Origin of the sequence: Streptomyces microflavus, assembly GCF_014650075.1 — a bacterium.
Lineage (GTDB): Bacteria > Actinomycetota > Actinomycetes > Streptomycetales > Streptomycetaceae > Streptomyces > Streptomyces microflavus.
The window spans coordinates 263,297-287,766 of sequence record NZ_BMUG01000010.1 but is presented as its reverse complement, the minus strand read 5'-3'; the positions used below and the strand labels follow the sequence as shown (position 1 = coordinate 287,766).

At 73.7% G+C, this 24,470-nt stretch carries 18 protein-coding genes; 4 read left to right on the top strand and 14 right to left on the bottom strand.

The features are described 5' to 3' along the window. Positions 1-120: 120 nt before the first annotated feature. Positions 121-993 carry an SCO6745 family protein gene (locus tag IE264_RS28220; protein ID WP_032757347.1) on the bottom strand — a complete coding sequence of 291 codons (873 nt, stop codon included), beginning with the start codon at positions 991-993 and terminating at the stop codon, positions 121-123. 115 nt (positions 994-1,108) lie between these two features. On the opposite strand from IE264_RS28220, the gene IE264_RS28215 reads away from it, so the two are divergent. Then, on the top strand, positions 1,109-1,696 hold the full coding sequence (locus tag IE264_RS28215) for a TetR/AcrR family transcriptional regulator (RefSeq protein ID WP_032757270.1): 588 nt from the start codon (positions 1,109-1,111) through the stop codon (positions 1,694-1,696). A 65-nt stretch (positions 1,697-1,761) separates the two neighbouring features. Next, entirely contained in the window at positions 1,762-1,932 is a 171-nt protein-coding gene (locus IE264_RS28210; RefSeq protein ID WP_158706528.1) for a hypothetical protein, read from the top strand. On the opposite strand, the gene IE264_RS28205 is transcribed toward IE264_RS28210, so the two are convergent. Further along, the gene (locus IE264_RS28205; RefSeq protein ID WP_190167724.1) at positions 1,919-2,461 is read right to left on the bottom strand and encodes a GntR family transcriptional regulator; all 543 of its coding nucleotides are present in this window, start codon (positions 2,459-2,461) and stop codon (positions 1,919-1,921) included. The genes IE264_RS28210 and IE264_RS28205 overlap by 14 nt on opposite strands. A 76-nt stretch (positions 2,462-2,537) precedes the next feature. Next, the gene (mfd, locus tag IE264_RS28200; protein WP_015609019.1) at positions 2,538-6,071 is read right to left on the bottom strand and encodes a transcription-repair coupling factor; all 3,534 of its coding nucleotides are present in this window, start codon (positions 6,069-6,071) and stop codon (positions 2,538-2,540) included. A gap of 531 nt (positions 6,072-6,602) precedes the next feature. Here mfd and IE264_RS28195 point away from each other — a divergent pair. Further along, the gene (locus IE264_RS28195) at positions 6,603-7,598 is read left to right on the top strand and encodes a helix-turn-helix transcriptional regulator (RefSeq protein WP_078657463.1); all 996 of its coding nucleotides are present in this window, start codon (positions 6,603-6,605) and stop codon (positions 7,596-7,598) included. Between the two features lie 83 nt (positions 7,599-7,681). Here IE264_RS28195 and IE264_RS28190 read toward each other — a convergent pair whose 3' ends face one another. Continuing rightward, positions 7,682-7,936, bottom strand: a complete 255-nt coding sequence (locus tag IE264_RS28190; protein WP_032757266.1) for a hypothetical protein — start codon at positions 7,934-7,936, stop codon at positions 7,682-7,684. Next, on the bottom strand, positions 7,933-9,216 hold the full coding sequence (locus IE264_RS28185; protein WP_051821830.1) for an amidohydrolase: 1,284 nt from the start codon (positions 9,214-9,216) through the stop codon (positions 7,933-7,935). Before IE264_RS28185 ends, IE264_RS28190 begins: the two co-directional genes overlap by 4 nt. Before the next feature lie 372 nt (positions 9,217-9,588). On the opposite strand from IE264_RS28185, the gene IE264_RS28180 reads away from it, so the two are divergent. Then, the gene (locus IE264_RS28180) at positions 9,589-9,765 is read left to right on the top strand and encodes a thiazolylpeptide-type bacteriocin (protein WP_015609023.1); all 177 of its coding nucleotides are present in this window, start codon (positions 9,589-9,591) and stop codon (positions 9,763-9,765) included. A 77-nt stretch (positions 9,766-9,842) separates the two neighbouring features. Here IE264_RS28180 and IE264_RS28175 read toward each other — a convergent pair whose 3' ends face one another. The 9 genes from IE264_RS28175 to IE264_RS28135 are packed head-to-tail and all read right to left on the bottom strand — an operon-like array spanning position 9,843 to position 24,469. Continuing rightward, positions 9,843-11,852, bottom strand: coding sequence for a TOMM precursor leader peptide-binding protein (locus tag IE264_RS28175; protein WP_032757264.1), 2,010 nt, complete (start codon positions 11,850-11,852; stop codon positions 9,843-9,845). Beyond that, positions 11,849-12,604, bottom strand: a complete 756-nt coding sequence (locus IE264_RS28170) for an ABC transporter permease (RefSeq protein WP_015609025.1) — start codon at positions 12,602-12,604, stop codon at positions 11,849-11,851. The genes IE264_RS28175 and IE264_RS28170 overlap by 4 nt, the downstream gene beginning before the upstream one ends. 53 nt (positions 12,605-12,657) lie before the next feature. Beyond that, complete coding sequence (locus IE264_RS28165) at positions 12,658-13,614, bottom strand: ABC transporter ATP-binding protein (protein ID WP_032757262.1); 957 nt, start codon at positions 13,612-13,614, stop codon at positions 12,658-12,660. A gap of 48 nt (positions 13,615-13,662) precedes the next feature. Further along, a complete protein-coding gene (locus IE264_RS28160) occupies positions 13,663-14,772 on the bottom strand; it encodes a M50 family metallopeptidase (protein WP_032757260.1) in 1,110 nt (369 codons plus the stop codon). Next, positions 14,769-15,818, bottom strand: a complete 1,050-nt coding sequence (locus IE264_RS28155; protein WP_032757258.1) for a lantibiotic dehydratase C-terminal domain-containing protein — start codon at positions 15,816-15,818, stop codon at positions 14,769-14,771. The genes IE264_RS28160 and IE264_RS28155 overlap by 4 nt, the downstream gene beginning before the upstream one ends. Further along, a complete protein-coding gene (locus IE264_RS28150) occupies positions 15,815-18,529 on the bottom strand; it encodes a lantibiotic dehydratase (protein WP_032757256.1) in 2,715 nt (904 codons plus the stop codon). The genes IE264_RS28155 and IE264_RS28150 overlap by 4 nt, the downstream gene beginning before the upstream one ends. Positions 18,530-18,544: 15 nt before the next feature. Then, positions 18,545-20,176, bottom strand: a complete 1,632-nt coding sequence (locus IE264_RS28145; RefSeq protein WP_032757254.1) for a nitroreductase family protein — start codon at positions 20,174-20,176, stop codon at positions 18,545-18,547. Between the two features lie 53 nt (positions 20,177-20,229). Further along, positions 20,230-22,209, bottom strand: coding sequence for a TOMM precursor leader peptide-binding protein (locus IE264_RS28140; RefSeq protein ID WP_032757252.1), 1,980 nt, complete (start codon positions 22,207-22,209; stop codon positions 20,230-20,232). Continuing rightward, positions 22,199-24,469 carry a TOMM precursor leader peptide-binding protein gene (locus IE264_RS28135; RefSeq protein ID WP_032757250.1) on the bottom strand — a complete coding sequence of 757 codons (2,271 nt, stop codon included), beginning with the start codon at positions 24,467-24,469 and terminating at the stop codon, positions 22,199-22,201. Before IE264_RS28135 ends, IE264_RS28140 begins: the two co-directional genes overlap by 11 nt. Between the last annotated feature and the right edge of the window lies 1 nt (position 24,470).

Here is a 24,470-nt window from a genome sequence, read left to right as displayed (position 1 = left end):
TTCCCCGTCGGGGGCGCTTTCATGACTCGGCTTCAGCCCGTTCCGGCTCAGGGCGCCCGGTCCTCGCCTTCAGCCCGTTCCGGCACCGCGCGCACAGTTCTGGCCCTCGCAAAGCCCGTCTCAGGCCTTGCCGATGCCGAGGGTGTTCTCCCCGGGCAGCGTCCCCGAGCCGATGACCTCCAGCCAGGGCTCCCCCAGCAGCTCCACGAGCCGCTCGCGCCCCTCCTCCCCCAGGGCCCGCCATGGTGCGGCGGCCTCCTCGTCGGTGCGCAGCTCCACCTTCGCGCGCAGCTCGCGTCCGGCCTCCGTGGCCGTGCCGTCCGCCGCCAGCAGCCCACGCTGCTGGAGCCGCCGCCGGGCCGCGCCCCACTCCTCCTCGCCCCAGCCACGGCTCGCGAACACCTCGGGGCGGGCCGCACCGACCGCCGCGAAGGAGACCAGCGACTCGACCGGGTCGAGGCCGGCCCCGGCCAGGGCGGCGATGTGCCCGTCGCCGCGGTGTTCGCGCAGGAGGGTCGCCGCGTGCCAGAGCGTCAGGTGCGGGGCGTCCGGCCAGGGCAGGGCTGAGTTGGCGTGGCCCATGCCATGGGGCACCTGACCGCCCCCGGCCGCCTCCGCCGCGCGGCGCGCCAGTGCGGCGGCCTCCGCGAACTGCGGCCCCTCCACCCGGTCCCCGAACAGCGCCCGGTAGGACCGGTCGACCGCCCGCAGCCGGGCCACGAGCACGGCGTCCGGGCCGGCGGCCGCCCAGACGGCCGGAACATACCGGTCCACCATCGCCGGGGCGAAGCTGTGGAACGTCCGCACCACCTCCGGCGCATCGACCGCCCCCAGCGGGGCCGCCCGCCAGGCGAAGTAGCTCGTCCAGCGCTCCTCGGTGCCGTACCCCAGCGCGGCGGCCTCCTCGAAGGCTTCCGGGGCGTAGTACAGAACGGCGTGCAGGGGCTCCAGGAGGTGCCACATCTGCCGCACACGGGCCGGTTCTCCGGTCATGATCTCCACCCTCCCGAACGGGAGTCAGGCATCTTTCCAGTGACTAGATCGGATCTCCATCATGCGCACCCCGAGAGAACTTGTCAATGACTAGATGCCCGGTAGGGTGCTGTCCATGAGCAACGAGCGCGAGCGCACCTACCACCACGGCGATCTGCGGCGCGCCATCCTGTCCGCCGCCCTCGACGCCATCGCCGCCGAGGGCCCCGCCGCCCTGAGCCTGCGCGACCTGGCCCGCCGGGCCGGCGTCTCGCACGCCGCTCCCGCGCACCACTTCAAGGACCGCACGGGCCTGCTGACCGCTGTGGCCGCCGAGGGGTACGCACTGTTCGCCGACGCCCTGGCCGGGGCGCCGGACCTGCGGGAGCGGGGCGTGGCGTACGTACGGTTCGCGGCGACGCACCCCGCGCACTTCCAGGTGATGTTCCAGCCGGACCTGTACCGGGCCGACGACCCGGACCTGCTCTCCGCACAGGCGCGTGCGACCGACGCCCTGCGCGCGGGCGTGGCGGACCTCCCACCGGGCGGCCGGGGCGAGGACGACCGGCTCGCGGGGGTGGCCGCCTGGTCACTGGCGCACGGCTTCGCGACGCTGCTGCTCAGCGGCAACCTGTCCGACGCGCTGGAGGGACGGGACCCGGAGGCGGCCTTCCGGTCCCTCACGGGCCTGATCTTCACCCCGGAAAACCGCGGCGACGGCTGAAGGGGCGCTCGGCCTGCACTAGGGCCTCGCTGTCCCCGGGCCGGTGACTTCGGTCTGCTTCGGGGATGGACTCGAACACCGCGCGCTCCTTCAGCCGTGCGGTGGAGGGCAGGCCGCCCGCCCGGCGCGAGATCCCCGGACATGATGTCGCCATGCAGGTCGGCCGCGATCCGCTCGTGCAGGGGCGGCCGTCGGCCTCGCCCGTCTCCGGTCCCTGCGCCGTCATCCGATCCTGATCTCGTACCGCAGCTTCTGGCCCCGGGGAGGCATGATCATGACGTCGACCTGGACCGGCCGGCCCTCCGCGTCCAGAGTGAGCCGGGTCAGCTCCAGGACCGGCTCCGCGTCCTTCAGCGACAGGGCCGCCCGCTCGCTCCCGGACGGCATGCGGGCCACCACGTCCTCCTGCGCCCGGACACCGACATGCCCGAGTTCGGCGAGCAGCCGGACGGCTCCTCCCCGGATCCTCGCCGTAGCGGCCAGCCCGGTGCCCCGGGCGATCTCCACGGGGTAGTAGGTGTCGGTCAACTCACAGGGCTCACCGTCGAGATACATGATCCGACGCCGCTCGACGACCTGCCCGCCCCGCTCCACAGCGAGCAGGTCGGCCACCCGGCCGGGGGCGACCACTTCACCGGCTCGGACGATCTTCTGCGTGCCTCGTCGCCCTGCCGCCGCCGTCTCGGCTCCCCAGGCGTCACCGCCGCCCTGGACGGAGGGCGCCAGGTAACGAGCGGACTCGCTGATCATCTCGCCTTCGCCCATGGCCTCCTCCTCCTTCAGTACGGACACGTCGGCCCCGCCGGAAGCCCGGCGGGGCCGACGTACAGCGAACCCGGGGCTACGAACCCAGGATCGTCGTGAGGAACTCCCCAGTCCACGACAGCAGTTCGCGTCCCACCACCGGCTTGCCGCCGATCCTGCCCGTCGTCGGGCGCGGCACCAGGATCTGGTGGGCGGTCGGCTTGATGACCGTCTTGGGGTGCAGGCGCTTCAGGCGGAGTTCCTGGGACTCGCGGAGCTCCACCGGGGCGAAGCGGATGTTGGAGCCCTGGAGGACGATCTCGCCGACTCCGCAGGCGCGGGCCAGCATGCGCAGGCCGGCCACCAGGAGGAGGTTCTCGACCGGTTCGGGCAGGGGGCCGTAGCGGTCGGTCAGCTCCTCGCGGACCGCGCGGATGTCGTCCTCCGAGTTGGCCTGGGCGATCGCGCGGTACGCCTGGAGGCGCAGCCGCTCGCCGGGGGCGTAGTCGTGCGGGACGTGCGCGTCGACGGGGAGCTCGATCTTGACCTCCAGCGGGGGCTCCTCCTCCACGCTGCCGTCCATCTGGGCCCGGTAGTCGGCGACCGCCTCGCCGACCATGCGGATGTACAGGTCGAAGCCGACGCCCGCGATGTGGCCGGACTGCTCGCCGCCCAGCAGGTTGCCCGCGCCACGGATCTCCAGGTCCTTCATCGCCACGTACATGCCCGCGCCCATCTCCGTGTGCTGGGCGATCGTGGCCAGGCGCTCGTGGGCCGTTTCCGTCAGGGGCTTCTCCGGGGGGTAGAGGAAGTAGGCGTAGCCCCGGTCGCGGCCTCGGCCCACCCGGCCTCGCAGCTGGTGCAGTTGGGAGAGGCCGAAGTTGTCGCCGCGCTCCACGATCAGGGTGTTGGCGTTGGAGATGTCGATGCCGGACTCGACGATCGTCGTGGAGACCAGGACGTCGAACTTCTTCTCCCAGAAGTCCACCACCACCTGCTCCAGGGCCTGTTCGGACATCTGGCCGTGGGCCGTGGCGATCCGGGCCTCGGGGATGATCTCGCGGAGGCGGGCGGCGGCCCGGTCGATGGACTCGACCCGGTTGTGGATGTAGAAGACCTGGCCCTCGCGCAGGAGTTCACGCCGTACGGCCGCGCCGATCTGCTTCTCCTCGTACGGGCCGACGAAGGTGAGCACCGGGTGGCGCTCCTCCGGCGGGGTGGTGATCGTGGACATCTCGCGGATGCCGGTGACCGCCATTTCGAGCGTACGGGGGATGGGGGTCGCGGACATCGTCAGGACGTCCACGTTGGCGCGGAGCTTCTTGAGCTGCTCCTTGTGCTCGACGCCGAACCGCTGCTCCTCGTCCACGATGACCAGGCCCAGGTCCTTGAACTTCGTGTCGGCCGAGAAGAGGCGGTGGGTGCCGATGACCAGGTCGACCGAGCCGTCCTTCAGGCCCGCGAGGGTTGCCTTGGATTCGGATTCCGACTGGAAGCGGCTCAACGCCCTTACGTTGACCGGGAATTGGGAGTAGCGCTCGGTGAACGTGCCGTAGTGCTGCTGGACCAGGAGCGTCGTGGGGACCAGGACCGCCACCTGCTTGCCGTCCTGCACCGCCTTGAACGCCGCACGGACCGCGATCTCCGTCTTGCCGTAGCCGACGTCGCCGCAGACCAGCCGGTCCATCGGGACCGTCTTCTCCATGTCCTCCTTGACCTCGGCGATCGTGGAGAGCTGGTCGGGCGTCTCCGCGTACGGGAACGCGTCCTCCAGCTCCCGCTGCCAGGGGGTGTCGGGGCCGAAGGAGTGGCCGGGGGCCGCCATCCGGGCCGAGTACAGCTTGATGAGGTCGGCGGCGATCTCCTTGACCGCCTTCTTCGCCCGCTGCTTCGTCTTCGTCCAGTCGGCGCCGCCGAGCCGGTGCAGGGTCGGGGCCTCGCCGCCGACGTACTTGGTGACCTGCTCCAGCTGGTCGGTCGGGATGTAGAGGCGGTCCCCGGGCTGGCCGCGCTTGGCGGGGGCGTACTCCACGAGCAGGTACTCACGGGTCGCGCCCTGGACCGTGCGCTGCACCATCTCCACGTACCGGCCGACACCGTGCTGCTCGTGGACGATGTAGTCGCCCGCCTCCAGCGTCAGCGGGTCGATCGTCTTCCTGCGGCGGGCCGGCATCCGGCCCAGGTCCTTGGTGGCGCTGCGCTGGCCCGTCAGGTCGGTCTCGGTGAGCACCGCCAGCTTCAGCGCCGGGTCGACGAAGCCCTGGTCGATGGCCCCGCAGGAGACGTGGACGACGGAAGGCGCGATCTCGGCGAGGTCCGGCACGAAGCGGGCCGCGATGCCCTCGCCGCCCAGCACCTCGACCGTACGGGTGGCGAGCCCCTGGCCCTCCGTCACGTACACCGTGCGCCATCCGTCGGCCAGCCACCCCTTGGTGTCGGCGAGCGCGCGGGCGGTGTCACCCCGGTACGCCTCCGGGGCGTGCATCGAGAGCTTGAGGGTGTCCTCGTCCAGGTCGGCGTCGTCGGCCGCGAACGGGGAGGTCGACCACCACATCATCCCCAGCTCACGGGCCCGGTCCCGGACGTCCGCGATGCTCCGCAGCGAGGCCGCGCCCACGTCGATCGGGGCCTCGCCGCCGCCCGCCGTCGCCGCCCACGAGGCCTGGAGGAACTCCTGGCTGGTGGCGACCAGGTCGGACGCCCGGGTACGGACCCGCTCCGGGTCGCAGACCAGCGCCATCGACCCCTCGGGCAGGACGTCGATCAGCAGCTCCATGTCGTCGACCAGGACCGGGGCCAGCGACTCCATGCCCTCGACCGCGATGCCCTCCGCGATCTTGCCGAGCAGCTCGCCCAGCTCCGGGTGCGCCTCGGCGAGGGCGGCGGCCCGTCCCCGTACCTCGTCGGTCAGCAGCAGCTCACGGCAGGGCGGCGCCCACAGCCCGTGGTCCGCGACCTCCAGGGACCGCTGGTCGGCGATCTTGAAGTACCGGATCTCCTCCACGTCGTCGCCCCAGAACTCCACCCGAAGGGGGTGCTCCTCGGTCGGCGGGAAGACGTCCAGGATCCCTCCGCGTACGGCGAACTCGCCGCGCTTCTCGACCAGCTCCACCCGGGAGTACGCGGCGGCGGCCAGCGCCTCCACCACCTCCCCCAGGTCCGCGTTCTGCCCGCTCGTCAGCGCCACGGGCTCCAGCTCGCCGAGCCCCTTGACCTGCGGCTGGAGCACGGAACGGACCGGCGCGACGACCACCGAGACCGGGCCCGTCTCCGGGTCGTCCTCGCGCGGGTGGGCGAGGCGCCGCAGCACGGCGAGGCGGCGGCCCACGGTGTCCGAGCGGGGCGAGAGGCGCTCGTGCGGCAGGGTCTCCCAGGACGGGAACTCCGCCACCGTGTCCGGCGGCAGCAGGGTGCGCAGCGCGGCGGCCAGGTCCTCGGCCTCCCGGCCGGTCGCGGTGACGGCCAGCACGGTCCTGCCGGTCTGCCGGGCCAGCGCGGCCACGGCGAACGGCCGGGCGCCGGGCGGACCCACCAGGTCGACATGCATACGGTGGCCGTCGGCGGCGGCTTTCACCGCCTCGGCGATCGCCGGGTCCGTTACGACGACATCCAGCAGACCGTGCAGGCTCATAGGGGCATCCGTCCGGGTCATGAGGTGTTCAGGTGTTGCCGGCAGCCGGCTGCTACCAGGGGCAACGCGAAAGGCCCGACACGTGGGACGAGCCGGGGGTTCCCAGACTACGACCCGGCAGTGACAGCCGCTCCCGCAACCGGGGCGGCGGCGGTGTACCGGGCGGGCCGTGTGGGGAGTCTCTACGTGGACGGCGCCGGGGTCTCCACGGGGTGCCCGTTCGGGCACCCTCGCGGGTACCGGCGGTACCCGTCCGGGGCCGTCCGTCGCGCCGCCACCACCGCTCGTCGCCGGTCGCCCACCGTTCATCTCCGTAGGGCACACAGTTCTGTCCGGGGTCCTCACAGGAGTGATCCCACCGTCTAGTCTGTGGCCGACCATGGCACGAACGGTTTCCGACGGATCACCGGCGCAGACACGGTTCCACCAGTTCCACCGGCCACGACAGCGGGCGGCGAACGGCACCGCAGGGCGATCCCCCGCGGGGCACGGACTCAAGCGGACACCAGGTATCGGGTATCGGGGGCGTACGTGGGCGAGAACGAGATGGCGGTTTTCGGGGTCTCCGAGGCCGAGGAAGAGATCTACCGCCACTTCCTGCGCAACCCCGGCACCGCCGCCGACGACCTCCACCTCCTGCTCCACAACGAACCCGGGCAGGCCCGTGCCCGGATAGGCCGGCTCGAAGAGCTGGGCCTCCTGCGTGCGGACGGCGACGGCCGCCGTATCGTGCCCGTCGACCCGGAGACCGCCCTCTCCCGCCTGGTCGATCTGCGGCTCCACACGCTCCACCAGGAGCTGCAGCGCGTCACCCGGTCGCGGCACGTCATTGATGGTCTACGCGCGGAGCAGGGGGCCCGTACGCCCCCTCCGCAGGGCATCGAGCAGCTGGAGGGGCTCGCCCAGATCCGCAACCGGATCGACGACCTCGCCTTCTTCGCCCGGGACGAGATCCTCTCCGTGGAGCCGTACACCCGGCTCTCCCCGGAGAACATCGCCCGCTCCAGACCGCTGGACCTGCGCTGCCTCAGACGCGGGGTACGGATCCGCAACGTCGTCTCCAGCGTCGCCCTCCAGGACCCGCCGACCGCCGCCTATCTGCGGGAGCTGTCCGAGCACGGGGCGTCGATCCGGGTCACGACGGACACCACCGAACGGCTCCTGGTCTACGACCGCCGGGCCGCCCTCGTACCGCTGGACCCCCGTGACACCTCCCGGGGCGCGCTGCTCGCCCACCGCAGCGGTCTGGTCTCCAACATCATCGCGCTGTTCGAGAGGATCTGGGACCAGGCCGAGGAGCTGCCCCCGGCCGACGGCGGGAACGGCACCTCCCGCGGCGACCTCTCCGCCATGGAGCGGCGGGTGCTGGTGGCGATGTGCACGGTCGGCAAGGACGAGGCCGGGGCCAGGGAGCTGGGGGTTTCGGTACGGACCTACCGGCGGCACGTCGCCGAGCTGATGCAGACCCTGGGCGCCGCCAGCCGCGCCCAGGCCGCGCTGCTGGCCCGCGAGCGGGGCTGGATCTGACCCACGGGCGTACGGGGCCGGGTCAGCCCCCTCCGTCCGTCCACCCCCGCAGGGTCAGGCCTCCTCCGTCCACCCCCGCAGGGTCAGCTCTCCTCCGTCCACCCCCGCAGCGCCGTGTCCGCCAGGACGCAGGAGACCGCCCGCCGCACCGCCGGGGCGTCCGTCGACCCGGCCAGCTCGACCCGCAGCACCACCCGGTCCTGGTCCACCTCCGGGTGGCAGGACCAATGGCCGGGGAGCAGTCCCAGGAGCCGTACGACGGTGGTCCACCCGGTCGGGGCGGCGCGGTCGCGGCGTACGAGGACGACATCGGCGACCCCGCACCGCCCGGGCGTCATGACCCCGCCTCCCCGCCGCCGCCGGGTCCGGTGTCCCGTCTCACCGACCCGCCGCCACCCGGTCCGGGGTCCAGCACCTGGCGGGCCGCCGCGGCCATCGCCGTGACGCCGGCCGGCAGGGCCGTACGGACGTCGGGCGCGAAGCCGGGTGCGTGGTTCGGCGGTACGGGCCCTCCCCCGGCCCGTGCCGCCCGCCACTGCCGTACGCCGGTGGTGCCGAGCAGCCAGTACGCCGTCGCCACCCCGCCCGCCCCGAAGTGCGGGAAGTCCTCGGTGGCCGTCGCGGGGGCGGCGTCCAGCACCCGGCCCGCGCCGAGCGAGGCCTCGTGGGCCCGGCGGACCGCCGCCGTCAGCGCCGGACCGGGGAGCAGGGCGGGCGAACGGGCGGTCACCGTGAGCTCCGGTTCGCGCGGGGCGCCCGAGGCGGCGGCCTGGGCCCGTACGACACGTGCCGCGGCGGCCAGCAGGCGGTCGAGCACGGAGTCGGTGAACGCCCTTGCGGTGAGGGAGAGTTCGGCGGTGTCAGGGGTGATGTTGCCGCGCTCGCCCGCCCGCACCGAGCCCACGGTGAGCACGGCCTGTTCGGCGGGGGCGGTCTCCCTCGCGACCACCGACTGGAGCCCGAGCACGGTGGCGGCCGCCATCAGGACCGGGTCGACGGTCAGGTGCGGGGTGGCCGCGTGGCCGCCCCGGCCGTACAGGGTGACGTCGGCCGCGATGCTCCCCGCCATCAGGGGCGCCCCGCCCGGCGCGTGGGCGACGGTCCCCGCGGGGAGCGGGGCGGCGTGCTGGGCGAGGGCCGCGTCCGGGGTGCCGAACCGCTCGTACAGGCGGCCGTCCTCCAGCATCGACCGGGCTCCGCTCAGCGTCTCCTCGGCCGGCTGGCCCACGACGAGCACGGTGCCGCGCCAGCTGTCCCGGTCCGCTGCCAGGAGGGCCACCGCCCCGGCCGCCGCCGCGATGTGGAGGTCGTGGCCGCAGGCGTGCATGACGCCGGGGGTGGTGCTCGCGTACGGCAGGCCGGTCGCCTCGGTGACGGGCAGCGCGTCGAGTTCGGTGCGCAGGAGCACGGTGGGGCCCGGGCCGTTGCGCAGGACGCCGACGAGTCCGTGGCCGCCGCCGACCGCGCGGGTGACCGTACAGCCGTGCTCCGTCAGCCAGGCGGCGAGGAGGCCCGCGGTGCGGTGCTCGTGGCCGGAGAGTTCGGGGTGGGCGTGCAGGTCGAGGTAGAGCGCGAGGGCGGCGCGCAGCAGCGGGCGCGGCAGGGGCGCGCCTGCCACTGCGTCTCCGCCCGGGGCCCCGGGGGGCCCCGGGGCCCTCTCGCCACCCGCCCCCGCGCGCCCGTCGCCGTCCGCGCTGTGCTCGCCGTCCGAGCCGTGCTCGCCCTTCGTGCGGTCCGCGCGGTCCGCGCCGTCCGCGTCGTCCGAGTCCCTCGCCGTTCTCGCCGCTGTGACCACTTCGCACCTCATCTCTCTCAACGAGCCTGATCCGTACGGCTGTCAGGGGCCCTGCCGCCGCGCTGTCATCGGGTGCCAGCGAAGTGACAGCGAAAGCGCGGCCGATCTGACAGCGGCCACCCCTCCAATGGATCCAGGACCGGGGACAGCGGGCCGGAGCAGCCGGCCGGTCCCCACGAGACCAGGGAGAACACCATGGCCCCCAAGACCGAGCTCGCCACCCTCGCCGACGAGATCCTGGAGCTGGAGTCGGAGACCTTCGAGATCTCGGACTACTCCGACGCGGTGGAGGTCGTCCTCGCCGGTTGCACGTCCTCCTCCTCGACCTCCACCTGCTCCAGCACCACCAGCACCACCTCCTGCAGCGCCTGACACCGTTCTCGCGCCGCTCGTACGCCAGCCCCCTCCGTCGGTCGGAGGGGGCTGACGTACGTCGTGCGCGGGGCCGGTCACGGGAACGGGTGCGGGACGGCCTTGATCTCCGCCTCCGGCAGGTCGTCCGCCCGCCGCCCGGCCGCCCGCAGCGCGGTCCGCAGCCGGGGCATGTGCAGCGCCCGCTGCCGGGTCCAGCCGAAGTCCAGCGGCAGCAGACCCGGGACGGTGGTCGAGACGGTGTGCAGGCCCATCCGGTGCTGCTCGGGGGTCGTCTGGTCGACGGCGATGACGTCGTACCCGGCGGCCGTCAACTGGTCGCGCAGGCACCGCAGATCGTCGAGCAGGTCGCCCGTGCGCGGGCGCAGCGGCTGCCAGTCGGCGAACGCCTCCTCCAGCGGCAGGACGGCGACCGGTTCCAGGTACTCGGCCGCGTGCCGGGTCATGGACGGCAGCCCGTAGAGCTGGGCGTGGTCCTTGAGGTGCAGGACCTTGGTGAAGTCCCGCTCCATCGCCTCCAGTTCGGTGCGCCGCTCGGCCACCTGGTAGGGCAGGTGCGGGATGTAGGTGAGGACCTCCGACAGGGCGGCCTCCACCGTGTCCGCCGGGTCGAAGCCGGCCGCCGCGCTGAAGGAGAGCGTGCCGTGGCCGCCGTCGCGCCGGACCGCGAGGGCGGTGACGACGGGGACGGCCAGATCCATCCGCGTATCGAAGGCGTGGACGTCGTAGCCGTGCAGGGCGGCCCGGTCGAGCATGGAGCGGACGGCGGGGGTGGTCGCGGTGGTGAGGTCGATCGCGGTGAGGCGGGCGCGGCCGTACCAGGCGAGCAGGAAGGCGTCCCGCTCGACCAGTTCGAGGAGGCCGAAGAGGATCGCCTCCTCCAGACTTCCCCCCGTCGCACAGCCGTTGGAGCATTCGAAGACGAAGTTGTCGGCGTCGACCCCGGCGCTGTAGTGGGCGAGCCGGGCCGGAACGAGGACCGGGCGGTCGTCGCGGAGCGAGTGGCCCCAGACCCAGGGGATCGCGCGGTCCGGGTCGAAGGGGCTGACCAGGGGGTCGGAGGCGTACGTCTCGGGGGCGTAGAAGCCGCAGTCCGCGGGGTTCAGGGCCTGGCCCGCCAGGTTGGCGTAGCTGTCGACGACCGGCGATGTGCCGCGTCGGCGGTGGGTGCCCGCGTACCGCTCCAGGCCTTCCAGGTAGGCGAGGGTGCGGCTGGTGGCGTACCGGTTGGCCTGGCCGCTCCAGGTGACGTCGTTGAGGCCGGCGTAGCCGCGGACGAAGTGGGTCCCGGCGACCGGGGCGGTGGTGGTGGAGGCGGGGTTGATCCAGGTGTCCGAACCGAGCGCCCCGCACACGGGGTTGGCGAGGGCGGCGGTCGGCAGGGGGTAGGAGTCGAGGGTACGGAGGCGGTAGCCGTCGGGGTCCGGTTTGGGGGCGGGGGCCAGGTCCATACGGGCGGCTTCCGCCGTGTCGGGGACCTCGGACACGCAGGCGGGGCAGAGGGGTTCGGGGAGGACCGGGAAGGTGGCCGTGGCGAGGGTGGCCAGGTCGATGCGGGTGACCTGGGGCAGCGCGCGGTCGGCGGGGGTGGCGTCGGGGTTGGCGGGCCTCCCCCGGTCGGCCGGAGTCGCGTCGGGGCCGGCACCGTGACCGGCCAGGACCGCGCTGTACGCGGCCCACACCGCGTCCACCACGTACGCGGTGAGCACCGGCCAGTGCACCGCCCCCCGCGGCTCGTGGCCCAGCTCCAGCGCCTCCCGCTCGGACCGGCTGCGCAGCCGCTGCCACCGCATCGCGAGGCACTGGCCGCAGGCGGTGGCGTCGGGACCGCCGCCCCAGGGGCCGATCAGGACGGCCCGGGCGGTGAGCTGGACGTTGGCGGCGGGGCGGGCGTCGGCGTACGGGTCCCGGTGGCCGAAACCGAGGGTGTCGGCGGCCCCGAGCGGGACGACGTAGGGGGCCGGCAGGCCGCCGCCGGGAGTGGCGGCGTGGCGGGCGGTCAGTGCCGACTGGAGCCCGGCGCGCGCCGCGTCGAGGGGGGCGTCCCGGGAGGCGTCGAGGGAGGTGGCTGCCGTCGCCGTCGTCATGACTTGTCGCTCCAGCGGAAGGTCTTCAGCGCCACCGCGCCGAGGACGAGGGCGAATCCGGCGAGCACCGCGCAGGCGACGCCGATGTCCGTCAGGGAGCCGCCGCCGGTCAGCGCGCCGGAGACCCCGTCGTTGAGATAGCGCAGCGGCAGGACGCGGGAGAGGCTCTGCATCCACGCGGGCATCGCGTCCAGCGGGAAGAACGACCCGGACAGGAACGCCATGGGGATCATCAGGCAGTTGGCGACGGCGGCGACCGCCTCCGGGGTCCTCGCGTAGCTCCCGACGATGACGCCCAGCGCGAGGAACGCGGTGATGCCGAGCACCAGCACCGGCAGCGCCAGCGGCCAGCGCCCGTCCAACTGGAGCCCGAACGAGGGCAGGAGGGCCACGGCGACGAACAGGACCGCCTGTACGGCGCCGATGCCGAGCGCCAGCACATAGCGGGAGGCGAGGACGGCGGAGACGGGCGTGGGAGTCATCCGGATCAGCCGGAGGATGTCGTCGCGCCGCCACTGCATGAGGACGAACCCGACGCCGAAGACGGCGGCGTTGCCGACGCCCCAGGAGAGCACGCCGGGCGCGATGTAGTTGATGTAGGGCTTGCCGCTCTCCTCGACCGTCTGGCCGTGGAAGATCAGCCCGAAGACCACCAGGAAGATCAGCGGGAAGGCGAAGGTGAAGAAGAGGGTCGTGCGGTCGCGGGTGTAGGCCCGGTACCCGGCCTGGCTCAGCGCGGTGTAGGCGCTCATGGGGGTGTCTCCGTATCGCTGGTTCGAGGTGGAAGGGCGCGTCGCACCGGGAGTTACGGCTGGGGGGCTCCGGTCCCGGTCAGCGCCAGGTAGACGTCCTCCAGGCTCGCCGTCCTGGTCTGTACGCCCTGGAGCCCCGCGATCTCGTCGACGGCGGCCAGGACCCGGCCCGAGGCGAGGGTCTCCAGCACGATCGAGCCGCCCTCCTCGGTGACCCGGTCCACGCCCGGGATGGCGCGGGCCTGGTCGGGCGTGAGGCGGTCGGCCGGGACCAGCAGGCGGGTGGTCGGGCTGGAGGCGGCGATGAGCCGGCCGGGGCTGTCGAGCGCGGCGACCCTGCCCTCGACCATGATCGCGACCCGGTCGCAGAGCGCCTCGGCCTCGTCCAGGTGGTGCGTGGTGTACACGATGGTGCGGCCCGCGCCCTTGAGGTCGCGCAGGACCTTCCACAGGGAGCGGCGGGCCTGCGGGTCGAGGGCGGCGGTCGGCTCGTCCAGGAAGATCAGCTCGGGGTCGTGGACCAGGGCGGAGGCGATGGCGAGCCGCTGCCGCTGCCCGCCGGAGAGGTCGTCGACCCGGGTGTCGCCCTGCTCGGTGAGGCCGACGGAGGCCAGGGCCCGTTCGGCGGCGGCCGCGTCGCACCGGTAGAGGGCGGCCATGGTGACCAGGTGCTCGCGGGCGGTCAGCCGGACGAAGAACGCCGAGCTCTGGGTCTGCACGCCGAGCCGGGGCAGCAGGGCGGTGTTGCGCGGCCAGGGGCTCTCCCCCAGGACCGCCACCGTCCCGGAGTCGGCGCGGCGCTGGCCCTCCATGATCTCGACGAGCGTGGTCTTGCCCGCCCCGTTGGGCCCGAGCAGGCCGAAGAACTCCCCGCGTGCGACGGTCAGCGACACCCCGTCGACGGCCCGGGTGGCGCCGTACGTCTTGTGGACGCCGGTCAGGGCGACGGCGGGCCCGGCGGCCGGTTCCGCCGGGGGGTCCTGCGGGGTGCGGGGGGCGGTGGACGTCATGGAACTCTCCTTGGGGTGGAACACGGGGCTTCGGGGCCCGGAGGGGGATCAGGCCGTCAGCAGATGATGGACGCCCGCGACGGCCGCCGCGACCAGGGCGGCGAGAACCAGCACCGTGCCCAACGCATAGGCGGGGTAGGCGATTCGGGCACGGCGGGGGTAGGCGGCCGCCTCCGGGGAGCGGCGCAGGGCGAGCCGCAGGTAGGGGCCGGTGGAGGCGGCGAGTCCGGTGGCCCCGGCGAGCTGGCTCGCGATCTTGTAGCCGTCGAGCGGCGGCAGCGGGACGAGCATCGCGAACGCCTGGAAGCTGCCGAGGAGCAGCAGCGCGGAGATCGCCTCGTGCGTGGCGTCGTCGAGCGGGGCGAAGATCCACAGCGCGCAGAAGGGGAGCAGGAAGAGGAGGTTCATCACGGCGCCCGCCACGGCAGTCGCGATGCGGGGCCGACGACCGCCCAGATAAAGGTAGTTGTCGACCGTGCAGTACATGATGACGGCCGGCAGCCGCCATCGCAGCCCGATCTCCGCGACCCGGCCGCCGTAGTGCCGGGCCACCACTCCGTGGGCCAGTTCGTGGAGGGCGGTGCTCACCCAGAGCAGGATCGCGGCGCCGGTCAGCAGGACGGGGTTGGTGAACAACTCCCTTACGGCGATGAGCATGTCGCCGGAATGGGCGATGACGAGCGCCTCCATGGCCACCATCAGCACCAGCAGCGGCCCCATCGCCCAGGGGGTGAGCAGGAAGCCGAAGATCCGGTGGAGGCGGGCGGTGGTGGCATCGGCGTCGGCGACCAGGGGGAGCGTGCCGCGCAGGAGGGTGGGGCGTTCGGCCGTGGGAGCGGGGGGCGGCTGCGCGGGCACTCCGGCCAGCAGCCCCTTCGTCCCCAGCATGGTCAGGATCTGCTGCCAGTGGGCGTCCGCCAGCCGCCGCCCGTACTCCCCCGCGTACTCCTCGCCGATCTCCGCGAGGCTCCGCCCGCCGTCCATGCGGGCGATGAGGAAGTGCTCCTTGGGACCGACCTTGAAGGAGTTGCCGCTGCCGGTGTCCTTGATCAGGTGTACGGTCGCGGCTCCGTCGAGCAGCGGGTCGCTGAGCAGGACGCGGGGGCGCAGCTCGGGGCGGTAGTCGGCGAGCGCCCCGGATGCCCCGGACGCACTCATACGGACTCCTCGGCGGACTCCTTGAGCACCCGGCCCAGAACATGGCTGAGATACGCCTCGTCCCGGATGGTGACGTGCAGCCGGTTGTTGGTCATATGCATGTACGGGGAGAGCAGCAGCGGCAGCGCCACCGCCGGGTCGGTGACCCGCTCGTCCCGCTCACCGTCCCAGGACCGGAAGACCAGGTCCCCGTCGACGGCCAGCTTCCGTGCGCGGTCCCGGAGTTCGGCGCAGTGCTCGGCCCAGCCGGCCAGGGACCCGGGGAGCGAACGCGCGCTCCCGGGCGGGGCGGTGGCGGCCCGGATACGGGTGAAGCGGTCCCGCAGCCCGTCCGCCGTACGGGCGTAGTTCCGGTCGTACTCATCCGTACCGATGAAGCCGGTGCCGGGGAATGCGCGGTGCCAGAACTCGTAGTAGCTGGCCAGGTATTCGGTCAGCTCCGCCCGCTCCGGCAGGAACGTCGACGACATCACCATCATCAGCTGGGCCGAGGTCCCGAGGAGGACCGTGCGCAGGTGGAGGTTCTTGGTGGCGAGCGCGTCGATGACGAGGTCGCTGGAGTGCCGGAAGTGCCACTCGGCCAGCTCGATCCCGGCCGGGCCGCCGTACTTCCCGAACTCCGGGTCGTACGCCTCCCGGTGGCGGGAGTTGTTGGGGCGCAGGTTCATCCGGCCCTGCTCGTCCATGTAGTGGCCGCGCTCGCTGCCGGGGAACTCGATCTCGAAGAGCGTGTTGTAGAAGTCGTTGAGGAACCCGGAGTCGACCTCGTAGAGCGCGGGCCGCTCCGCCAGGAACGCGTCCACGGCCTGCTCGGTGCGGCGGGCCACCTCGGGTTCGGCGGCGGGGGACGACGGCTTCAGGCGGAGCCGTACGTGGGGTCCTTCCAGCCAGTAGTTGATGAAGAAGTACCCGGCGAGCAGCCCGTCCGCCTCCAGCTCCGCGACCAGCGGCCGCACGCAGTGCAGGAGGAAGGGGCGGGGGTTGGCGGCGTAGAAGACGTGGGTGGCCTGCCAGGCGCCGGTCGTCTCTGTCGCGAGCGGTGTCATACGGTCCTCCTGCGGACGGGTACGGCCGTCTCCACGGCCAGCTCGGCGACATGGCGGCCGTGGCCGGAGACGGTGTGCAGGGCGTCCTCGTCCGGCAGCGCCTCCCGGATCACCACGCGGGCCTGCGGGGTCTTGATCAGGGCCTCGAAGGCCGACAGGGAGAGCGGGCTGTCGAAGTCCAGGTACTGCGGCTTGGCCCCGGTCGCGCCGCGCGCCCCGGAGTCCGACACGGTCACGAAGACCCGGTCGGGCAAACCGTGGTGACGCCGGAACGCGTGCCAGCCCAGGAACCAGCCGTCCTCCGGCGCCCCGGCCCTGTGCAGCGGCAGGGCGGCGGCCGGGGCGCTCCAGCTGCGCCGGCTCAGGACGAGCGAACCGTGCCGCACCCGGGGCCGGGAGGTGACCCCGCCCTCGTCCGGGGCGCCTTCGGGGACCCCGGCCCAGACGTTGAGCGGGGCCATCGAGGTCGGGGAGAGGAGGAGCAGGGTGCGGGGCAGTTCGGGGAGGGCGAGGGGGACGAGGTAGCCGAGGTAGACGGGGATCACCTCGCGGTCGAGGCGGTCCGAGCGCAGGACCAGCCGACCGGCCTCCGGGTCGTGGACGAGGTGGAGGTCGTCCAGGGAGATCCTGAACTCCTCGTCCAGCGTGCCGCGTTCACCCGGGCAGACGATCTCGTACGGGGTCAGCCGGCCGTGCAGGTTGAGGTTGCTGGTGACCGGCCCGCCGGTGACCTCGGCCAGGACCGCCCCCTCGGGCACGATGGCCTCCGTCCCCGCGAAGAGCCGCTCGTCGAGCCCGTCGAAGAGCTCGGTGAACCGGCTGAAGGGGAACGAGACCCCGCCGTAGGACCGGTTGAGGACGACGAGCGGGTCGCCGGGGCGGTCGGCGATCTGGAGGTGGTGGCTCATCGGGGCGAAGTCCGCCGCGAGCCCGTCCAGTTCGTCGGCCACCTCGGCCAGGAACGCGTCGTCCACCCGCACCTCGGCCGCCCCGGGCCCCGCCGCCTCCCGGAGCGCGGCCATCCTGGCGGTGAAGGTGCGGCGGGCGGTGTCGAGGGCGCGGAGGCGGTCCAGGCCGAGCCAGTTCACCTCCGGTACGTAGGTGCCGTCGGCGTCGTACGCGGTGCGGGTGGCGGTGAACGTCATGTACTGGTCGAAGAAGTCCTCGTGGAAGTCGTGGACCAGCTTCAGGAGGTCGTCGCACCGGCCCCCGCGCCCGTACCGCGCAAGGAAGAAGCCCTCGAAGGTGATCCGCTGCGGGAGCGTGAGATCGAAGGCGGGCAGCACCCGCTCGACGGCGGCCAGCGGCCGGGCGGCCAGCTCCTGCCAGGCGTCGGGGTCGAACTCCGTGTGCGCACCCGCCGCCGCGTCCTCGTACAGCAGCGTCTGCGGCACCTTCGCCCGGTCCGCCCCCAGCTCCTCCTCCTGGACCGCCCGCAGCCCCGCCCGCAACGCGTCCAGCAGCGCGCGCCGCTCGTCCGCAGACGCATCCGCGAACCGCTCGACGCACCGGGCGGGCTCCTCCAGCCGGTCCGCCAGCCGGTCGGCCCACGGGCGCTCCAGGCCCCGCAGCGCTCCCTGGAACGCGCGCAGCGGGTCCGTGTCGTGGACCTCGGTCCGCAGACACGGCACCTGGACCATGCCGACGTCCAGCAGCGCGCCGAGGTACTGCTCGCACTCCTCGCGCGCGGCCCCCTGGTCCCCGGCCAGCCACTCCACCAGGTCCCCGTACCGCAGCACGGTCCCGCTCCGCTCCTCGAAGAGGGTGAGCAGCCGGTCCAGGGTGCCGCTGCGGCGCAGGAAGAACAGCCGGTCCTTCACCGCGTCGAACGTGACGGCGGTGTCGTCGTCGCCCGCCGTGACCCACCGCCGGACGTACCGCACCCGGTCGTCGTCGCGGCCCCACCCGGAGGCGGGGGCGACCGGCAGGTCCGCGCGGCGGGCCGGGTCGGCGATGACGGCGTCGGCGAGACGGCCGAGCGCGACGACGTTGAGCCGGGCCTGCGTCCGCCACTCCTCCTCGACCCGCAGCCGCAGCCCGCCGGAGCCGCCGAGCGAACCCAGCGCGACCCCGGTGAAGGTGGAGAACGGGCTCGTCTTGCACGCCGTCCGGTACACGTAACTCAGCAGCGACCGTTCGATCTTGCGCTGCTTCTTGTCGGGCCGGGCGCCTGCCGCCGGGGTCTGCTTCCGGTACGCGTCGAGCTGGGCGTCCAGGGCCGGTGAGGCGAGCAACAGGCCCCGGCGGAGCCGTTCGTGGCCGGCGAGCGCGCGCAGGGCCTCGCGGCTGCGCCCGGTCTCGGCGGCCAGCAGACCGGCCCCCGCACCGAGCCGCCCGTCCAGCGCCCGGCGGCCGGTCAGCCAGTCGGCGAGGGTCGAGGCGGCGGCCGGGTCGAGGGAGTGCACCCGGTCGAGGGTCCGGTCGGCGGACTCCGTCGCGGGCAGACGGTTGTTGAAGATGTCCCGGCGCAGTTTCAGCAGGGCCCGGCGCAGCGGTTCGTCGTCGCTGCCGCCGATCAGGTCGTGGAGCTGGTCCCCGGCCTTCTCCGCGAGCAGTCGCAACTGGGCGGACTCGTCAAGGACTTCGTCGGCCCATCGGCGGCTCTGCGGGCAGCGCAGCTCCTGCACGCTCTCGACCGGCAGCCCGGCGACCCGGACCATGAACGCGGGCCGGATCCCGGCGGTATTGAGGTCATGGTTGTCATGGTTCATCGTCGGCTCCCCCGCTCAGGCGATCTCGTAGCGGAAGTCGGCCGGGGCGGGCCGTTCATTGCCGATCATCATGATCAGCAGCGGCGCCTCGCCCGTCCCTTCGAGACCCAGCTCCTCGATGTAGGAGATGTTGTCGAAGCCGAGCGCCACTCCGCAGCCGAGGTCGACGGCGGAGGCGGCGGTGTAGACGGATTGGGCGACGGCCCCGATCGTGGCGTTGACCAGGCGGTATCCCCGGTCTCCGACCGCGTCCAGGACGGCGGTGGTCCTGACGGTCGGCACCAGGACGGCCCCGGCCTGCTCCAGGTTGTAGTTGGCCAGGAAGTAGTTCTTCTGGAGGAACTCACCCGGCCGCCCCTCCTTCACCCGCCGCAGGCTCCGCCGCTCGGGGTCGTACGCGTAACTGCCCGGCTCCAGCCCCTCCACATGGCTGACGAACGCGTACAGCTTCGCGAGCGGGACCTCGCCGGCGTCCCCGCCTAGGCGCGATCCGGCCACCGCCGCACCGAGGCAGGCCGCCAACTGCGGTCGGGTGACGGGCTGCTGGCCCTCGAAGCGGCCGAAGCTGGAGCGGCGGTCGCGCAGGGCAGTGCGGACGTCGGTCTCCAGCGGCCGGGCGGGCGGCAGCTCGACCTCCGCCGCCGCCGGGTCGACGGGGTGCGCGGCGGCCGGGGCCAGCGCGCCGGGGGCGGGGCGGGCGGTGGCACCGGCGGAGGTGGCCTCCTGCATGCGCAGCAGGGCGTCGAAGGTGAGGACCGTACGGGAGCGCTCGACGTCCTTGCGGCGGACGGAGACGTCCTTGGGGCGTTCGGAGACGTCCTCGCTGCTTACCGAGACGGGAGCGGCCGCCGACACCTCGTCATCCGAACTCGGCTTGTATCCACCCCACTTCAGCGGGACGACCGCGAAGATCCCCTCCTCCCGCGGGTCGGCCCCGAGCAGGGCGGCGAGCCGCTCCTCGTCGAACCAGAGCGCGGGCTCGACCGCAAGACCCCGGGCCGCGGCCCACATCCGCCAGGTCTGGACACAGGCACCGAGGTCCATGGAGACGGCGTGGAAGGAGAAGCTGTTGTACTTGAAGGAGTTCTGCCAGTACTTGATGGAGAGCACCAGGTACTGATCGGTCGCGGGGCCCGGCGCACCCTCCCCGAGCGCGGCGCGCACCTGGCCGGAGACATCGCCGGTGAGCAGTCGCTGCATGGCGTGGTGGCGGGTGGAGTAGTAGTGCACACCGGGCGGTACGGGGCCGCTCGGCCCGGAGACCCAGTGGACGCCGACCGGGTAGAGGCCGCCCCCGGAGGCCGAGCCGCGCGACCAGTTCGCCAGCGGGTAGAAGGGCAGGGCGCTCAGGTCGGTGTTGGCCTGCACGCCCAGCCGGCGGCCGGTCAGCCCGTAGGAGTCCCGCAGCATGCCGGAGAGGGTGGCGAGGTCGAACTCACCGTCCCCGGGCGCCCCTTCGGGGCACAGGCCCCGGTCGAGCGTGGCGTCGGAGGGGTACGCGGCGTCGGGCAGCGGGAAGCTGTCGGCACCCGGGTAGAACTTGGCCTTGCGGGGGCCGTCCTGCCAGTTCGGCACGTAGTCGGCGGGGTCCATCGGGACCCGGCCGCGGTGCATGATCGCGGCGGCGTATTCATGGGCGTATCCCATGGCGAGCTCCTTGGTCACGGCAGAGGAGAAGGGAGCGGGGGTGGGGGGCGCGGTCATGGGAACGGGTGCGGGGCCGGGTTGAGATCGGCGTCGGTGAGATCGGCCGTGCGGAGCCCCGCCTCGCGCAGCGCGGTCCGCAGCCGGGGCATGTGCAGGGCGCGCTGTCTGCTCCACCCGAAGTCGATCGGCAGCAGGCCGGGCACGAGGACGCTCACCGTGGTCAGCCCCAGGGCCCGCTGCTCGGGCATGGTCTGGTCGACCACGACCACGTCGAACCCGGCGGCCGTGACGGTGTCCACGCACCGCCGCAGGTCCTCGCGCAGATCGTCGGAGGCGGGGAGGGCCGGCCGGCCGCCGGGCCCGTCCCCGTACAGCTCGTCGAAGGAACGCGGCGGGCGGCGCACCTCCCCCGGTGCGCCGAGCAGGAAGTCCGCGTGGTCGCCCATCTCCGGGATCCCGTACGCCAGCGGGTGGTCGTGGAGCGCCGCCACCTTGTCGAAGTCGTACGCCATCGCCCGCAGCCGCTCCTCGTCCCGCTCGGTGCGGCCCTGGAGGTTGACGGCGTCCGTGGCGATCTCGCAGAGCGCCCCGGCGAGTGCTGCCTCCGGGTCGAGCCCGGCGCCCGCGCCGAAGCACATCCGGCCCCTGCCGCCGTCGGGGCGGACGGCGACGCCGGTGACGACGGGGATCGGGAAGGAGATCCGGGTGTCGAAGAACCGGGCCTCGTAGCCGTACATCTCCAGCCGGTCCACCATCTGGCGGGTGGCCGGGCGGCGGCTGGTGCGCGGGTCGATCTCGGGCAGCGCGGCCTGCCCGTACCAGGAGAGAAGGAACGCGTCCCGCTCCACGACCTCCATCAGCCCGAAGTAGACGGCCTCCTCCAACGCACCGCCCGAGGCACAGCCGTTGGAGCTCTCCTGCACGAACCGGTTCTCCAGGCCGGGTGCGTGGTAGTAGGTGAGCACCTCCGGCACGAGAACCGTCTGCTGGTCCCGCAGCGACCAGCCCCGCACCCAGGGGATCTCCCGGTCCGAAGTGAACGGCAGTACACGGGGGTTGGCGCGGTGGAAGGCGTCCGAGTAGAGGCCGACGACCCGGGGGTCGACGGCTGCCCGGCCGTCCGCCCGCAGCGCGTCCAGGCTCGCGTGCACCTGGGCGCGCTTGGCCCGCGACCGCATGCCCGCGTACCGCTCAAGCCCTTCCAGCACCCCGATCCGCACGCTCTCGGCGAAGGTGTCGGCGTGCCCGCCCCAGAACGTCTCGCGCAAATACGGCCCCGAGCGCATCGAGAAGCAGCCGATGGTGGCCGAGGTCGAGGTGGACGAGATGTCCTGGACGACGGACGGGCCCAGCGAGCCGCAGACCGGGTTGGCGTACGGCTCGACGGGGAGCTCGTACGAGCCGATGTCCCGGACCCGGAAGCTGCCGGGCCGCAGCTTGGGCGCGGACTTCAGGGTGATCGTGGCGGTCTCGTCGGTGTCGGGCTCGGGGGTGGAGCAGACCGGGCACTCGGGGTCCGGGACGAGCGGGTAGTGGCGGACGGCCAGGGTCTGGAGGTCGACGAGGTGGACGGCCGGGAAGGCCCCGGTCTCCGGCCCGCCGCCGTCCAGCCTGGCGGCGACGACCCCGGCGAGCGCTTCGGCGGCGAACGGCGTGATGTACGGGGACGGGCCCGCCGCCCGGGTCCCCGAACCCAGCTCCAGCGCCTCGCGCAGCGCGACCGAGCGCACGGCCTGCCAGCGGCGCTCCAGGCAGCGGGCGCAGGGGAGCTGCCGGGTGCCGGGGGAGGCCGGGAAGGGGCCGACGACGGCGTGGCGCCCGTAGTAGCGGACGGGGACTGCGGAGGCGGCCGGCCGCCGCTCCTCCCGGAACGCGTCCCGTACGCCGAGGGGCTGGACGTCGAGAGGTGCGGCCGCCGCCGCCCCGCCGTTCCGGGTGAGCCCCGCCGTCACCAGCTCCGTGAGCAGCCGGGTGGACTCCTCCAGTACGGGCAGCAGTGCGGGCAGTTCGCGCTGCGGGGTCTCAACGGGCATCGGGGCCGCCCTCGCCGTCCACCGTCAGCAGCACCCGGGCCGTGGCGACGGAGCCCGACGGGAGGTCCGCCGGGGTCGTCGCCGCGTACAGCGCGTCGCGCCCGGCGGACCGCAGCCGGTCCAGCACGGCATCGAACGTGGTCTCCGCCCCCTCCACCGCGACGGACTCCCCGCCCACAGCGATCGCCGCCGCAGCCAGGTCCCCCAGCAGCGGGTCGCCGAGGTCGACCGCCGCGCCCGGGTCCTCGGCGGCGAGCTGCGCCCGGCCGAGGAGGTCGCGCAGGGCGGAGGCGGTCGCCGTGCGGCGGGAGAGCCCGGCCCCGACGGCCCAACGGCCCTGCCCGGAAAGCCCTTCGGCCTCGCGGGCCAGCACCACATGGGCGGAGGTGCGGTCCGCCTCGCCCAGGTCGAGCAGCTCCACGGCGATGTCCAGGTTGGCGGCGGACTTCAGCAGGAACACCAGCTCCGGGTCGCTCCCGTCGGCCGCGACCGGGCTCACCCGCGTGGTGCCCCGCACCGCCCGTACCAGCGCGTCGTGCGCCAGCGCCGAGAGCAGCCCGAGCCCGGCTGCCTCCGCCGCACTGCCGCCCGCCCCGGAACCGGCCCGGCTCGCGAGGTGCGCCCGGTCGCGGTTGTGGGGGCCGAAGGGGCGCAGGGCCGCTGCGGGGACCCGTACGGGCTCCTTGGTGATCAGCGAGGTCGCGGTGGCCCAGGCGGTGGGCTCGGCTCCGGTGCCGCCGCCGGTGGTGAGGGCGGCGGGGCCGAGGGTGCGCAGGGCCTGCTGCGGAACGTCCCGCACCGGGAGGGGCACCACGTGCTCGACGTACACCTCCGCCGCCGCGTACAGCGCCCGCATCCGTGCCCCCGCCAGGTGGTGCACGTCGAACGCGGCGATCCGGCGGCGCACCCCGCCCCCGAGCGCCACCTCGACCCGGCTGAGCTTCAGCGGGGTCTGGGTCAGCTCCTCGTCGTCGTACCGGCGGAAGGTCCCGGTGTACGGGCGCACCAGCGCCGTGCTGACCCGGTTCAACTCCTCGACCAGCGCCTCCGCGTCCCGGGCGGTCTCCACGGTCGGGGCGACGGGGAGCGCGAGGCTGTCGGGCAGCGCGGCGGCGGGCTCGCGCGCGTCCAGGGAGGCGCAGCGGGCGCACCGGGGGTGGGGCTGGACCGGCTCGGCCATCACGTCGAGCGATTCGAGGTCCTGGACGAGGACCTGGCCGTCCGTCTCGGCGGGCAGCGCCCCGGTGGTGAGGCGGAAGATCTCGTAGCCGACGAGGTTGCCGACCATCGCCGCGACCGGCCCGGAGAGGGCGTCGCCGGAGGGCGGTACGGCTCCCGCCGCCTCGCTCCACAGTTCGGCGGCGGTGCCGGGGTCGACGTTGGCGCCGAGGCGCAGCAGGGCGCAGGACCAGCAGCCGGTGGAGGCGGCGGTGGAGAGCGGGCCGACGACGAGCCGGCGGCCGAACAGCCAGGCGGGGATGAGCGTCACGCCCTCGGGGACCCCGGCAGCCAGCAGCCGGTGGGTACGGGCCCCAGCCCCGGGACCGGTGACCACGACGACGTCGTACCCGTCCAGATCGGCCCAGCTCGCACCCGGCCCGGCGGGGAGGGTCCCGGCCTGGGCGGTGACCGTGCCGGCCTGGGCGGTGACCGTATCAACCTGGGCGCCGACCCCGGCGGCCTCGGCGGTGACGTCGTCGTGGGGGGTGGTGGTCCCGATCCGGGCGCAGCCGTTGCGCAGCAGGCTCAGCGCGCACCAGCGGGCGGTCTCGTCGTCGCCGAGGATCGCGACGCTGGTGGTGCGGTAGCGGGCGAAGCGGGCGGGGGCGTCGTCGGTGTAGTGGTCGACGTAGGCGATCTGGGCGGCGAAGCGCTCGGCGATCTCCTCGGGGAGGCCCCCGTCCCCGGTGGTGTCCGTGCCGCTCCCGGTGGCCGGGATGTCGCGGGCGAAGCCGCGCGCGTACAGCGTCTTGACCAGCTCGGCGGCCATCGCCCGCTGGGCCGGTCCGAATCCGGCGCACAGCTCGTCCAGCCGGTGCTGTCCCGTCAGATGGGGGACGACGAGGGAGGCGAAGCGGTAGGCGGTGCGGCCGGTGAGGTGGAAACCGCCGTCGGCATTGTGGAAGAGCACCCCGCCGGGGGTCTCGGTGAACAGGACGTCCCGGCGGATGCGCGGCCGGGTCCCGGCGAGCGCGTCGAACGCCCCGGTGGGGGCGGGCGCGGCGGGTGCGGGTGCGGAGGGTGCGGCGCTCTCGGCCATG

What these genes read in the sequence shown, in the direction of transcription:
- IE264_RS28220 (WP_032757347.1), bottom strand. Translation starts at nt 993, where the DNA reads ATGACCGGAGAACCGGCCCGTGTGCGGCAGATGTGGCACCTCCTGGAG.
- IE264_RS28215 (WP_032757270.1), top strand. Translation starts at nt 1,109, where the DNA reads ATGAGCAACGAGCGCGAGCGCACCTACCACCACGGCGATCTGCGGCGC.
- IE264_RS28210 (WP_158706528.1), top strand. Translation starts at nt 1,762, where the DNA reads ATGGACTCGAACACCGCGCGCTCCTTCAGCCGTGCGGTGGAGGGCAGG.
- IE264_RS28205 (WP_190167724.1), bottom strand. Translation starts at nt 2,461, where the DNA reads ATGGGCGAAGGCGAGATGATCAGCGAGTCCGCTCGTTACCTGGCGCCC.
- mfd (WP_015609019.1), bottom strand. Translation starts at nt 6,071, where the DNA reads ATGAGCCTGCACGGTCTGCTGGATGTCGTCGTAACGGACCCGGCGATC.
- IE264_RS28190 (WP_032757266.1), bottom strand. Translation starts at nt 7,936, where the DNA reads ATGACGCCCGGGCGGTGCGGGGTCGCCGATGTCGTCCTCGTACGCCGC.
- IE264_RS28180 (WP_015609023.1), top strand. Translation starts at nt 9,589, where the DNA reads ATGGCCCCCAAGACCGAGCTCGCCACCCTCGCCGACGAGATCCTGGAG.
- IE264_RS28175 (WP_032757264.1), bottom strand. Translation starts at nt 11,852, where the DNA reads ATGACGACGGCGACGGCAGCCACCTCCCTCGACGCCTCCCGGGACGCC.
- IE264_RS28170 (WP_015609025.1), bottom strand. Translation starts at nt 12,604, where the DNA reads ATGAGCGCCTACACCGCGCTGAGCCAGGCCGGGTACCGGGCCTACACC.
- IE264_RS28165 (WP_032757262.1), bottom strand. Translation starts at nt 13,614, where the DNA reads ATGACGTCCACCGCCCCCCGCACCCCGCAGGACCCCCCGGCGGAACCG.
- IE264_RS28160 (WP_032757260.1), bottom strand. Translation starts at nt 14,772, where the DNA reads ATGAGTGCGTCCGGGGCATCCGGGGCGCTCGCCGACTACCGCCCCGAG.
- IE264_RS28155 (WP_032757258.1), bottom strand. Translation starts at nt 15,818, where the DNA reads ATGACACCGCTCGCGACAGAGACGACCGGCGCCTGGCAGGCCACCCAC.
- IE264_RS28150 (WP_032757256.1), bottom strand. Translation starts at nt 18,529, where the DNA reads ATGAACCATGACAACCATGACCTCAATACCGCCGGGATCCGGCCCGCG.
- IE264_RS28145 (WP_032757254.1), bottom strand. Translation starts at nt 20,176, where the DNA reads ATGGGATACGCCCATGAATACGCCGCCGCGATCATGCACCGCGGCCGG.
- IE264_RS28140 (WP_032757252.1), bottom strand. Translation starts at nt 22,209, where the DNA reads ATGCCCGTTGAGACCCCGCAGCGCGAACTGCCCGCACTGCTGCCCGTA.
- IE264_RS28135 (WP_032757250.1), bottom strand. Translation starts at nt 24,469, where the DNA reads ATGGCCGAGAGCGCCGCACCCTCCGCACCCGCACCCGCCGCGCCCGCC.